At 41.1% G+C, this 13,559-nt stretch carries 9 protein-coding genes; 4 read left to right on the top strand and 5 right to left on the bottom strand.

Annotated elements, in window-relative coordinates; all coding sequences use genetic code 11:
* Nucleotides 1-140 precede the first annotated feature (140 nt).
* Entirely contained in the window at nucleotides 141-563 is a 423-nt protein-coding gene (locus tag H6G76_RS02475) for a hypothetical protein (protein ID WP_190694970.1), read from the top strand.
* A 195-nt stretch (nucleotides 564-758) separates the two neighbouring features.
* On the opposite strand, the gene H6G76_RS02470 is transcribed toward H6G76_RS02475, so the two are convergent.
* Nucleotides 759-1,706 carry a D-2-hydroxyacid dehydrogenase gene (locus H6G76_RS02470; RefSeq protein ID WP_190694968.1) on the bottom strand — a complete coding sequence of 316 codons (948 nt, stop codon included), beginning with the start codon at nucleotides 1,704-1,706 and terminating at the stop codon, nucleotides 759-761.
* A 769-nt stretch (nucleotides 1,707-2,475) separates the two neighbouring features.
* On the opposite strand from H6G76_RS02470, the gene pflB reads away from it, so the two are divergent.
* Nucleotides 2,476-4,704: a formate C-acetyltransferase gene (pflB, locus tag H6G76_RS02465; RefSeq protein WP_190695575.1), complete on the top strand. Its 2,229-nt coding sequence runs from the start codon at nucleotides 2,476-2,478 to the stop codon at nucleotides 4,702-4,704.
* Nucleotides 4,705-4,873: 169 nt separating this feature from the next.
* Here pflB and H6G76_RS02460 read toward each other — a convergent pair whose 3' ends face one another.
* The 4 genes from H6G76_RS02460 to H6G76_RS02445 form a co-directional block, all read right to left on the bottom strand.
* Complete coding sequence (locus tag H6G76_RS02460) at nucleotides 4,874-6,055, bottom strand: endonuclease (RefSeq protein WP_190694966.1); 1,182 nt, start codon at nucleotides 6,053-6,055, stop codon at nucleotides 4,874-4,876.
* 160 nt (nucleotides 6,056-6,215) lie between these two features.
* Nucleotides 6,216-6,785, bottom strand: coding sequence for a pentapeptide repeat-containing protein (locus H6G76_RS02455; protein WP_190694964.1), 570 nt, complete (start codon nucleotides 6,783-6,785; stop codon nucleotides 6,216-6,218).
* Between the two features lie 33 nt (nucleotides 6,786-6,818).
* The gene (locus tag H6G76_RS02450) at nucleotides 6,819-8,165 is read right to left on the bottom strand and encodes a glutamate-cysteine ligase family protein (RefSeq protein ID WP_190694962.1); all 1,347 of its coding nucleotides are present in this window, start codon (nucleotides 8,163-8,165) and stop codon (nucleotides 6,819-6,821) included.
* Nucleotides 8,166-8,187: 22 nt separating this feature from the next.
* The gene (locus H6G76_RS02445; protein ID WP_190694960.1) at nucleotides 8,188-8,865 is read right to left on the bottom strand and encodes a dienelactone hydrolase family protein; all 678 of its coding nucleotides are present in this window, start codon (nucleotides 8,863-8,865) and stop codon (nucleotides 8,188-8,190) included.
* A gap of 542 nt (nucleotides 8,866-9,407) precedes the next feature.
* On the opposite strand from H6G76_RS02445, the gene pflA reads away from it, so the two are divergent.
* Together pflA and adhE are read left to right on the top strand one after the other, a co-directional pair.
* Nucleotides 9,408-10,211, top strand: a complete 804-nt coding sequence (gene pflA, locus H6G76_RS02440; RefSeq protein WP_190694958.1) for a pyruvate formate-lyase-activating protein — start codon at nucleotides 9,408-9,410, stop codon at nucleotides 10,209-10,211.
* An 85-nt stretch (nucleotides 10,212-10,296) separates the two neighbouring features.
* A complete protein-coding gene (adhE, locus tag H6G76_RS02435) occupies nucleotides 10,297-12,993 on the top strand; it encodes a bifunctional acetaldehyde-CoA/alcohol dehydrogenase (protein WP_190694956.1) in 2,697 nt (898 codons plus the stop codon).
* The last annotated feature ends 566 nt before the right edge of the window (nucleotides 12,994-13,559 follow it).

Here is a 13,559-nt window from a genome sequence, read left to right as displayed (position 1 = left end):
CCTCATCGCATCCCACCAAAGTCTAACAGCTTTTACTATTTATTCAACAGTCGTAGCGTAACACACTAAAACCACTGGAAACAGTGCGTTAGGCTTGCCTTAATACACTTCAACAAACCTGAAATTTATAAGGTAAGCTTGTGTCTGATTTAGAACTACACAAATATCTTCCCAAACTTCCCGAACCAGCACTGCAAGAATTTACAGAATGGTGTGTTTTAGAGCAGTCAAAAGCCGCCGGTATAGAATTTACTCCTGACCCAACCAAGTTACAAGATTTAATTCCCAATGAGTATATTTGGCAACTTATTGACCAGTTCATGAAAGTGAAACCAGACCCAATCAAAGCGGGTTTAGTATCCACAATTGCTGGTCAAGAAGCTGATAGTCACGGTTTGATTGGTTCGGCAGTCATGGCTGATTTTGTTGCCATTTATATTAAGTATTCAATTCCCGAAAATGGCACACCTCCTGAAGAGGCACAAAAATTAATCACAGAAGCAGCAATTCAGCAGTATGAAAAAATATCTGAACTTGCTGATAAATATAATGTAACGTTTTAGGTTGCGGTTACAGCAGGGAATAGGCAATAAGCAACAGGGTTGCAAGCATCTCAGTCTATGGCTTTTTGAAGAAAATTTGAATCTCATTTACCTGCAATGTATTATATTTAAAGGCTTTGTCTCATAACAGAGACAAAGCCTTTGAACTGTATTGTTGAATATATTTTTAGGGGTTTTGAAACTAGCAAAATAGAGCTAATAACCTGCTGTTTGATCTACGACATTACGCAGAGGTTGACCGTTGCGATAACGACTAAAATTGTCGAGAAAAAGTGCAAGCGATCGCTCTTTCGTTCTCGGAGAATTACCTGAACAATGGGGTGTAACAAAAACGTTGGGTAAAGACCATAATAAGCTCTCTGGCGGTAGCGGTTCTGTAAATACCGTGTCTAAAGCTGCCCCGGCAATTTCCCCATTTTGGATTGCTTGAACTAATGCAAATTCATCGACAATTGCACCACGCGCAATATTAATTAAATAAGCATTAGAACGCATCAATCGCAATACCTCAGCATCAATCATGCCTTTAGTATCCCAGGTTAAAGGTGTGGCAATCACAACATAGTCGGCTTCACCTAAGAGTGCTTTCCATTCATCTGCACCAACAACTTTATCAAAGTTAGGTAATGGTTGTGGATGACGACGACTGCCATAAATTTTCATCCCAAAAGCTTTCGCGCGGGATGCAATTTCTTGACCAATACCACCAGCACCAATAATTAATATGGTTTTATCTAATAATTCTTGAATTGATAAACCTCTTTGCCAGTTATGTTCTTGTTGTTGTTTGTGTAATTTAGGAAGTTCTTTGGCATAAGACAGAATATAAGCAATCACAAATTCAGCAATGGGGATCGCGTGAACTCCTGCACCGTTAGTCAAAATGAGGTTACGTTCTAAATATTTGGGTGTGACGATGTGATTTACACCTGCATTTGGTGCATGATGCCAACGCAATTGCGGCGCAGATTCTAATACTTTATTTAATGTTGTCGGTTTGAGATAAAACCAGCTAAAGTAAACTTCCGCATCTGTAGCATCTCCATCTAAGTTACCTTCGTTGTCTACACGCACAACTACTACATCATCAGGCAGATGAGTTTTAAGTTCTGTGGCTATGTCTTTTGGCAGAATAATTTTCAAAGCTGACAACTCCCTTCACGTCGCTTTGTTAGTCAATTCTCAGCATTTGGCTATAGTTATCCTTTGACCAAGAATTAATGCAGATATGTCCTACCTTTTGAATTGGATATGAGTAAAAAGCAGGTGCGAGCCTAGATTTAAAAGTTACAGCAGATTGCAGGTGAATGAGGTACAGACTTTCAGAAAAAAGCCATGTATTAGAGGACTTTCAGCCCTATTGCCTGTTCCCTGCTGTATATCTTTGACATTTTCTCACCTGCCATCAGGTATCCATCTCTTAGGTAAAACATTGCAACCTCTTGCTTGGCTCAAAGAAGCATAGCCTTCAGCAGCAATGATGACTGCGTGCAATCACTTCGCCCTAGCGGAAGCGATCGCATTCTCTAATTATACTATTCATCAGTCGATTTACCGTAGTATTTTTTGATAAAAAAACTTTGCACAATTTTTTAGAAAATCAAGTTTTCTATGCAATCTTAAAGGTTTACAGACATTCAAGAATTGAAACCCGCGCCGGTGGATTTTGCCTGTGTGCAAGACGAACAGCGACATCAGCCGCCTATTGTCCTGATGACTCAGGCTATATTACACATTACGAAACAAACAATAAAAATTTAATAGTCTTCCAAAACCAGCATAACGATGACCTCTTGCGTGACTCATACAAATTGATACCTTTTCAATTGAGCTATTATCTAAGTCAAATGTGCTACGTTATCCCGAAAAAGATACCGCAGTTAATTATCAGTTTCATCAACTGGAACATAAGATGTTGGCACAATGGCAAGGCTTTCAAACTGGCAAATGGACTGAAGAAATCAACGTTCGTGACTTCATCCAAAACAATTACACCGTTTACAATGGCGATCAATCTTTCTTAGCAGGTGCAACCCAAACAACTCAAGCACTCTGGGATCAAGTCAAAGATTTAATGGCTCTTGAGCGCGAAAAGGGCATTCTAGATACAGATACAGAAGTTGTTTCTACAATTACCTCCCATCAACCGGGTTATATTAACCGCGAACTAGAACAAGTAGTAGGATTGCAAACTGAAAAACCTCTAAAACGTGCAATCATGCCGTTCGGAGGGATTCGTATAGTTAAAGATTCCTTAAAAGCTTACGGTTACGAACTCAATCCCAAGACCGAAGAGATATTTACCAAATATCGCAAAACCCATAATGATGGCGTATTTGATGCTTATACTCGTGAAATGCGCCTATGTAGACACTCTGGGATCATTACCGGATTACCTGATGCTTATGGACGCGGCAGAATTATCGGGGATTATCGACGAGTAGCTTTGTATGGTGTTGATGGTCTTATAGATGAAAAAAAAGCCCAACTCAAATCTTTGGAGTTAGATGCTATTGACGAAGATACAATTCGTCTACGCGAAGAAATTTCTGAACAAATCAAAGCACTCTTTCAACTCAAGGCAATGGCGGCAAGCTACGGGTTTGATATCAGCCAACCCGCAGCCACAGCTAAAGAGGCTGTGCAGTGGCTATATTTTGGCTACCTCGCAGCTGTCAAAGAACAAAACGGCGCGGCGATGTCTTTGGGAAGAGTTTCGACATTCCTAGATATTTACTTTGAAAGAGACTTAAAAGAAGGAAAAATTACTGAATCCCAACTGCAAGAACTCATAGACCATTTTGTGATGAAACTACGAATGGTGAGATTTTTGCGGACACCAGACTACAACGAACTCTTCTCAGGCGATCCCACTTGGGTAACAGAATGTGTTGGTGGTGTAGGTGAAGATGGTAGACCTTTAGTAACTAAAAACAGTTTCCGCATCCTACATACTTTGTATAATTTAGGGCCTGCACCAGAGCCAAACTTAACGGTTTTGTGGTCGGAAAATCTACCAGAAAACTTTAAACGCTTCTGTGCAAAGGTTTCTGTTGATACTAGTTCGATTCAGTATGAGAACGATGATTTGATGCGTCCATACTGGGGAGATGATTATGCGATCGCTTGTTGCGTCTCCGCCATGAGAATTGGCAAACAAATGCAGTTTTTCGGCGCGAGAGCCAATTTGGCCAAGTGCTTGCTGTATGCTATCAATGGCGGTAAAGATGAAAAATCGGGTGAACAAGTTGCACCTGCGATCGCGCCGATAACTTCCGAATATCTCGATTACCAACAGGTGTGGGATCAGTTACAAACAATGATGGCGTGGTTGGCGAAAGCGTATATCAATACTCTCAACGTCATCCATTATATGCACGATAAATACTGCTACGAACGCATCGAAATGGCACTGCACGACCGCGACATTTTACGCACAATGGCTTGCGGTATTGCTGGTTTATCGGTAGTAACAGATGCTTTATCCGCCATCAAATACGCAAAAGTCAAAGTTTTACGCAACGAAGCCGGATTAGCCGTTGATTATGAAATCACTGGCGACTTCCCTAAATACGGCAACAACAACAATCAAGTTGATGAAATAGCGGTAGATTTAGTTACCAACTTCATGAACGAATTGCGTCAACATAAAACCTATCGCCAAGCCGTCCCCACACAATCAGTATTAACAATTACTTCCAACGTTGTGTATGGGAAGAAAACAGGCAATACACCCGACGGTAGAAAAGCCGGAGAACCGTTTGCGCCTGGTGCAAATCCTATGCACGGAAGAGATACAAAAGGTGCGGTAGCTTCCCTAGAATCAGTAGCTAAACTTCCTTACTCATGCTCGCAGGATGGGATTTCTAACACCTTTTCCATCGTACCTGCTGCTTTAGGAAAGATGGACAGTGAGCGAATCAGCAACCTCGTGGGAATGCTGGATGGTTACTTCCATGACGACGGACACCATATCAATGTGAACGTCTTGCAGCGAGAAATGTTGTTGGATGCAATAGATCATCCTGAGTTATATCCGCAGCTAACTATCAGAGTTTCAGGTTACGCAGTCAACTTTATTAAATTGACGCGAGAACAACAACTTGATGTGATTCAAAGGACATTCCACGAACGCTTTTAGATTTCAGAACGCCCTAAAATCCGCCATATAATTAGATCCCCGACTTTTTAGAAAAGTCGGGGATCTTGTTTTTCAAACGCCACAGTACCAGTGATATCGTGTCCGGTTAAAGACTTATGAAGGCCGCAGGGGGGCAAGGGGGCAGCTTTCAAGGGCAGGTTTTTATTTTTTAGGCAGAAGAGAAGTTGAGATGAGTAGTCCAAGGTTCAGGGAAAAAGTGACCAAAAGGAAGAGGCTGACCCAATAACAAAGCAACGATAACCTTGATGAAACCTCGACGAAAACAACTCAAAAGGCGTGTGGGTTGGAAAGCAGGAGGTAAATTACGTGCCACATGATTTGCTGGTAAATCATCATAACTACTGCCTGTGTTGGTAGCATCAGCCTCACCACCAACACTGACCAACCATAAAATTGCCAGAGCGATGGCTAACCAATGTCGTTCAGCACGTTTGGGGTCAGTCATTTTTGTGAGATGCCAGTGTAAACCACCACGTTTAGTATCTTTGAAGCAGCATTCCATCCAAGAACGCATTCCATACCACATAGCAGATGCTTCCAGTGGTGGAAAATCAGTAAGTATCAGCCAGGGGTCAGCATAACCTACTTCGTGACGAGCCAACAGTGTACATTTAATAGGATTGCTTTTAAAGCACCAAACACCACCACACCAAGTACTGCCAACAAAGGGGACAGTATCACTCAGAGGTATCCAATCCGTAGAATCTCCTGGGCGGAATTGTCCACCTAGATTGATACGTAAAAAAGGATGCCAACCTAATTCCATGATTTTGGCATACAACCAATCAGCATATAATCCTCGGTCAGCAGTAACAATCACAGTCATTTGTTTGGGAACGCTATCCTTTAACTGGTCAAATAGTTCCAACCAGTAAGGTTTCCAAGCTCCTGCTTGATTGGCTTTGACTACTTTCCATGCTACTGGTACAGCACATCCACGAATCAACACACTAATTGCCAAGACTGTGAACCGATTACCCAAGGTGGTTGCATCCATTCCTAACGCCAGTTGGCATTCCCGTGAATGCCACTGTTGGACTATCCAACTCAGTAATGGTGCAAAGCACTTTGTCACATCGATTTGTTGTCGATGACTACCTTTTTTATCACCTGCATCTCGATACCATTCCCTTAATCTTTGCCGGACTGTATTTTCTTTCTCACCCAATAGTTCTGCTAAAAATACTGCTACTGTTGTTAGACCGCTTGATTGCATCATTCCCATTCCAAAACTCCACATTGCCAATACCTTCGCCTGTGGCTGACTTAGATGTGGTAGCTTTTGGCTAACGATCGCTATCCAACTACTTAAACCTGAATACTCGTTCATGACCCAGTTTGTGTCACGATGGTTTTATCCTATCATCTACCCAGTTCTAAAAACCTGCCCTTGAAAGCAAGGGGGCAGGGGTGCAGGGGAGAGGGTTTTGTCGTTTTTGCACAGATGTATGGAATCACAACTGATTAGCCGGACATGATATGAAAATCAACTATTTATGAATAGTACCGTCAGGCATAATTGTTCCAGTTAAAAAAGTTTCACTCATATCTGTGGCATCTAAATTTGCCCCAGTCAGGTTGACCTCACTTAGATTTGCTTCGCTTAAATCAGCACCACTCAGGTCAGATTCTCGCAAATCAGCTTTCCACATCCTTGCTCCGCTCATTTTGGCATCACTGAGGTTTACACGCTGCAAGTTTGCGGCACTGAGTAATGCCATATGCAAACTTGCATCACGTAAGTCTGCACCACAAAGATATGCACCACTAAGGTCTGCTTCATTGAGGTTGGCTGTTGTCAGTGTAGCTTCACACAAATCAGCTCCACTAAAAATCACTTCCGATAAATTTGCGTGTTGTAGGTTCGCACCTTGAAGATTTGCTTTACACAGGTTAGCTCCACTCATGGATGCTTGGGCTAGGTTAGCTCCCTGTAGATCCGCTCTACCAAAGTCTACACCGCCCAAGTTAACACCTCGTAGGTCTGCTTTTGTTAATACAATACCGTGGAAGTTTCGTTCTCCGGCTGCGTATCGACTTAAAAGTTCTTTAACATCCATAGTTTTAAGTTTTGAGTAAATTTTAGTTTTCTATTAATGCTGTTGTAGTAACAATCTTTCCTCAGTATCTAACGCTGTTAGGGGATTTTCTGTGTCTATCCATGAAACCTGTGCTTCTAGCTTGTCACAACATTCAAGTACTAAACGCAAACCAACATCTAAGGTCAGTTGAGCAGTTGTCGGGGTGAACTCTTGTAATATTGCAGCTTCTATTGTCTGATAATGATCGAGGTCTTGGCTAAGTTTTCTCAAAAAATTTGCTCCTTCGCCACCATTTGCCACCGCAAACTGCAAAATTGAATCGACGTAAGCCTTAACTTTGGGATTTTTGACTCCCTCTGTTGCTGAGGTATAGAGTAATTCACCATTTAGATATTCAAAATCTGGTACATAAAGGCGATCGCCTACTAATTCAAATATCTGCGTTCCTTTAGCTGGTCTAACTGTTAACTTCTCGCGTCTAACTCTATTAGCCGCATTCTCTAGTAGTAAAATTACAGCTAATATCACTGATGGATAGTTACTATCTATACATCTTATTTCTACAGTGCCGAGTTTGTTGAGTCTAACTGGATTCCAAGCTGACTTGAGTAAGCTTCCTCCCGCTTCTAGAAACAGGTGAGGTTCAATTCCAGCTTTTTCTATCGCTTGTAACCAAGCGTAATAACGGGCAAATTGTTGTTCAACTAAACTTTCTACACTCTCGGCATAAGGCATGAGTCCGCCCACAGGCTGCAAATGGGTGTAAACTCCTTCCCAACCGAAGGCTTGACTACCTCGATAACGAATTGTGTGCGAGGCTAGCCCGATGGCTTGTCCTTCATAAAAGGGACAAGCCCGCGTCAAGGAAATGAGTGCTGAATCGCAAGCTGTAGCTAAATTGTAGATATTCAGTAGTTCCTCTCGCTCTGCTGCTGTTGAGTTGTAAGATACTGCAACACGAGGGTCAATTACCCCAGGCGGAACTTCCAAATGTAGATGTGTACCAGTACATTTGCCAGCGTGCAGAAATTTATCATAGCCGACAGTCCTTGCTTGGATATGGTAATTAGGGCGATCGCGCATCACTGGCATGATATGCAAAGGATAGCTAGACAGAGGATAAAGGCGTAAATCCATCTGTCGTGCCACGGAAAGTGCCAATTTGAGATTTTTAAGATAAACTCTGGCTAATTCTGTACCAGTGTAGGCAGGGGGTGTGTTAATTTCTACCATACTCTTGACAAACTCTGGCACAAAGTAATTTGGGTTTAAACCTTGTGCTTGCGCCATGAAGTGACAACCCTGCAAAAATTCATCGGCGCGATTGCTCATCTGGCCTTTTTCATCTACCAGAAAAAACTCTTGCTCAAGACCAATTCGACGCTGTACTACATTCATTTAAAGCTCCACCGTCATCCTTTTATACTCCATGATTGAGGTAACGCCTAAACCATTGACTAGCCAATTGTGCTACTGCTGCCAATGCACCTGGTTCTTCAAATAAATCGGTGGTTTTGGGAATAATCTCCAGATGTTTTGGCGATCGCAATTGTTCTAATGCATCTTCGTTCATTGCAATCACTGGTAGATCATACCCGCCCACAATCATTAGCGTTGGTGCTTTGACATCAGCTAAGGTTGCACCAGCTAAATCTGTTCGTCCGCCACGAGAAACCACAGCCTTGACAACTTCTGGACGTTGTGCTGCTGCAACGAGGGCTGCACCACCTCCTGTACTGGCTCCAAAGTAACCTATCTTGAGATGACTAGTGTTTGGGTTCTGTGTCAGCCAATCTGTAGCCCCTACTAACCGCGAAGCCAATAACCTAATGTCAAAGCGCAAATGCCTTGTCCGCAGGTCAATTTCTTCTTCCTCTGGAGTGAGCAAATCAAATAGTAAAGTTCCTAGTCCCGCTTGTTGCAAAACTCCAGCTACATAGCGATTACGCGAACTATAGCAGATGCTACCACAGCCATGAGCAAATAAAACTATACCTGTAGTACTATTCGGTATAACTAAATTGCCCTCTAGCTTCACCTTATCTGCTGTGACTAACACCAGACGTTCTTGAGGGTTCTGTATTAATGTCCTATCCATTTTACTTGGGAGGCTATTTGTCCGTAGTTGGTCTAAAGGTGATTTTTTATTCTCAGCCTAAATCTACATAAAAAATTTGAGAAACTTGTGAGCTTCCCACGGGCGCTTTCTTCGCTCCCACAATGTTTTGTCACTCTCAGAAATCAATAATCAAGATATGTGAAAAGAAAACTACCCTGCGGAGAATTCGTAAGAGTAGTTACTGACGCATCTGGGCGATCCCCCCAAAAGTTAAGTATTCTTACGGTCGAACCACACTACATAAGTGATTAAAAGAAATAAGGTAAACTCATAATTTTGAGATCTACTTAGCTTCCTTAAGTCAAGGTTAAAAGCTCCAAAAGTCTATTTAGATATATATCTACGGGGGATCACCTACAACAAAATTTAATTTCTAAAATTGACCGTGTTGAGCAGTATTTCCCCACAAGTTCCTCACATTTGGTATCTATAACTTAGGGTAGAGACGAAAGAGAGATTGATAAAACTTAGGGTAGAGACGAAAGAGAGATTGATGAGCTATGTCACATTAGGTAATATTCATGCACAATCTAGAATTCCCAACTTCTCCACTTGAACATTGCAAACATGAACATAGTCATACAATGCCAGAAACTATTACATCTGGCTACGTACATTCAGTAGAAAGTTGTGGAACCGTTGACGGGCCTGGTATTCGATTCGTAATTTTTACATCTGGTTGTCCATTACGTTGTCTTTATTGCAGCAATGTTGATTGTCGTGACCTAGAAAATGGTAAACAAACCAGCATTGACGAACTGGTAACAGAAATTCAGAAATATTCATCCTATATGAAATATTCTGGTGGAGGTGTGACAATCAGTGGTGGAGAGCCACTAATGCAAGCTGGATTTGTGCGAGAATTATTTAAACGTTGTCAAGAATTAGGAATTCACACAGCGTTAAATACTTCAGGATTTTGTAACCTAGAGTCTGCTAAATCTGTATTAGAATTTGTTGATTTAGTTTTGTTGGATATTAAATCATCAAAACCAGAAACTTACACTAAAGTTACAGGTAGAAACTTTGAACCATCACTAGAATTTGCGAAATATCTCAATGAAATTAATAAACCTACTTGGATTCGGTTTGTTTTAGTTCCAGGGTTAACAGATGACCCAGAGAATATTGCTGGTGTCGCTGAATTGATTGCCCCATTCAAGAATGTTGAAAGAGTAGAAGTTTTACCATTTCATCAAATGGGTGAATATAAATGGGAAGCATTAGGTTATGAGTACTTGTTAAAAGATACCCCTACACCATCTCCAGAACAAGTAAAAGCAGCATTAGATATCTTTCACAGTAAGAATCTTTTTGCGATTTGACCAATTAAATTATGTAGGATAAAGTTTGATTTGTTGATGCTGAATAAGTGAATTCTCTAAAGTAAATTCTGCTAAAGGATAAAATATGCACGTGACCAATATTGAAGAATTAGAAGTACTTGTGCAACGGGTGAAAAACGCGCAAGTTAAATATTCAAATTACTCTCAAGAACAAGTTGATTTAATATTTAAAAAGGCTGCATTAGCAGCTAATGCAGAACGGATTCCCCTAGCAAAAATGGCTGTTGCCGAAACAGGAATGGGAATTGTAGAAGATAAAGTAATTAAAAATCACTTTGCTTCAGAATTTATCTATAACAAATACAAACACGAAAAAACCTGCGGTGTGATTGAAGAAGACCCCTCATTTGGGATTCAAAAAATTTCTGAACCTGTAGGTATTGTTGCCGGAATTGTACCTGTAACTAATCCGACAGCAACAACAATTTTTAAAGCATTGATTGCGTTAAAAACTCGGAACGCGATTATTTTTTCACCGCACCCGAAATCTAAAAAATGCACGGTAGAAGCGGCGAAAATTATTCTGAAAGCGGCGATCGCGGCAGGTGCGCCAGAAGATATTATTGGTTGGATAGATGAACCAACCGTAGAGTTATCCAAAGCTTTAATGCAGCATCCAGAAGTTAAATTAATCTTAGCTACTGGCGGCCCTGGAATGGTACGTGCTGCTTATTCTTCCGGTCATCCATCCTTAGGTGTTGGTGCTGGTAACACGCCAGCGATAATTGATAGTAGCGCAGACATCCAAACGGCTGTCAGTTCGATTTTATTAAGTAAAACCTTCGACAACGGCATGATTTGTGCTTCTGAACAATCAGTTGTTGTGGTTGATGATGTTTACGAACAAGTCAAACAGGAATTTACCTCTCGTGGTGCATATTTCCTCAATGACGAGGAAAAAGAAAAGCTGGGTAGTATAATTTTGCAAGACGGTAGATTAAACCCGGCCATTGTCGGACAATCAGTAGACAACTTAGCCAAGATAGCCGGAATTTCACTACCAAATGCAGCAGATAATTCTGCCCAAGCACCAAAATATAAAGTTTTAATTGGTGAAGTCGAAACTGTAGGATTGAGTGAGTCTTTTGCTTACGAGAAATTATCGCCCATTTTGGCGATGTACCGAGCCGAAAATTTTCAAGAAGCTGTAGATAAAGCTGAGAAGTTGGTAGAATTCGGAGGCTTGGGACATACATCGGTATTGTATACAAATCCCGCCAATCGTGATGATATTTCCTATTTTGAACATCGGATGAGAACTGGACGCGTCCTGATCAATACTCCATCTTCTCAAGGTGCAATTGGTGACTTATATAACTTTAAACTTGACCCATCCTTAACTTTAGGTTGTGGTACTTGGGGAGGTAATACAGTTTCCGAAAACGTTACACCTCATCACTTGGTCAATATTAAAACGGTGTCGCAACGTCGGCAAAATATGTTGTGGTTCCGTGTTCCACCTAAAATCTATTTCCAATATGGATGTTTACCTGTAGCTTTACAAGATTTAATTGGTAAGAAACGGGCGTTTATCATTACAGATAAACAATTATTTAAGCTGGGGATAGTTGATAAAGTTACCCAGGTGTTAGATGAACTTGGCGTGAAACATGATGTCTTTCACGATGTTGAACCTGATCCTACATTATCTAATGTCAATCAAGGATTAGCTTTACTTAACAGCTATCAACCAGATGTGATTATTGCCATTGGTGGTGGTTCACCAATGGATGCAGCCAAAGTCATGTGGTTGATGTACGAACATCCCGATGTCGAGTTTGATGGCTTGGCGATGCGGTTTATGGATATCCGCAAGCGGGTATATGAATTACCACCTTTGGGACAAAAAGCCATCATGGTGGCTATCCCCACAACTTCCGGAACAGGTTCAGAAGTGACACCTTTTGCGGTGGTGACAGATGACAGAGTAGGTGTGAAATACCCCTTAGCAGATTATGCACTAACTCCAAATATTGCGATCGCTGACCCGGAACTCGTCGCACATATGCCGAAACAACTCACAGCATACGGTGGGATTGATGCCTTAACTCATGCCTTGGAATCTTACGTATCAGTAATGGCAAACGATTTTACAGATAGTTTGGCACTGCAAGCAATCAAATTATTGTTCCAATATTTACCAAGTGCTTACAAAAATGGTGCTAAAGACCCCGAAGCACGAGAAAAGGTACATTATGCTGCCACAATTGCAGGTATGGCTTTTGCGAATGCTTTCTTGGGTATTTGTCACTCAATGGCGCACAAACTCGGTGCAACTTTCCATGTGCCTCACGGTCTTGCTAACGCTTTGATTATCTCGCACGTTATCCGCTATAACGCTACGGATATGCCATTTAAGCAAGCAATTTTCCCACAATATAAATATCCTAACGCCAAAGAGAGATATGCTCAAATAGCTGATCACCTGCGTTTAAGCGGGAATACAGACGATGAGAAAGTGGAATTGTTGATTGCTGCGATCGAAAATCTTAAACAGCAAGTGGATATTCCGACCACGATTAAAGAAGCGTTAGGCGATGAAGATCAAGAGTTCTACGCCAAATTAGAAGAGATGGCAGAACAAGCATTTGACGACCAATGTACAGGTGCAAACCCACGCTATCCACTGATGAACGACTTGAAAGAATTGTACGTCTTAGCTTATCAAGGTTGTCGGATTGATGCAGCACTCTATCACACCACACCGGAATTTTTGAAGGGTGATGAGTCGATTCTGACAGCACTACCAGTAAGAGTGTAGACAATACGGTTCGGATAAGCATTTTGAACTAAGAATTGGTTTGGGGAAAAGGTTAAAGGGTAAGGGTTAAAGGTTTTTTCTTCCCCTTTTCCCCTTCGCCTTTCCCCTTTAACCGAACCGTATTGGGAGTGTAGAGGATGTAGGGGTGCGATCGCTAAAATTGTAGAGACAATTCAAGCATTGCAAAATCCCCGCGAAACAAGGTCGATAATTTAAGTTAACTCAGATGTTGCACTTAGCCCCGACAAATGAAGTCGCCTCGTGCAATATCTGAGTTTCTTTGTGTCCATATTCTCTGCTGACAGCTAAGTTGCCGCTTTTTATCCATTAGATACCATATAAATACACTTCAGTAAACAAGATTTTGGAATAATAACCATAGTATTTTGGAATAATAACCATAGAAATAATGAATAATCTTGCTTGTTAATTCTTCCCAAAAATAGTATTTACTATAATTTAATACTTGTTAAGAAAAAGAAAAAACTATGTTCTAATAAGCAAAATCAGCTAAGGAATTTTTGATTTAAAAAAATTTAAATTTAGCAAGATTAGCTTCCTAAGAC

Origin of the sequence: Nostoc sp. FACHB-152, assembly GCF_014697475.1 — a bacterium.
GTDB lineage: Bacteria > Cyanobacteriota > Cyanobacteriia > Cyanobacteriales > Nostocaceae > Nostoc_B.
This window is presented reverse-complemented; position numbering and strand designations above follow the sequence as displayed.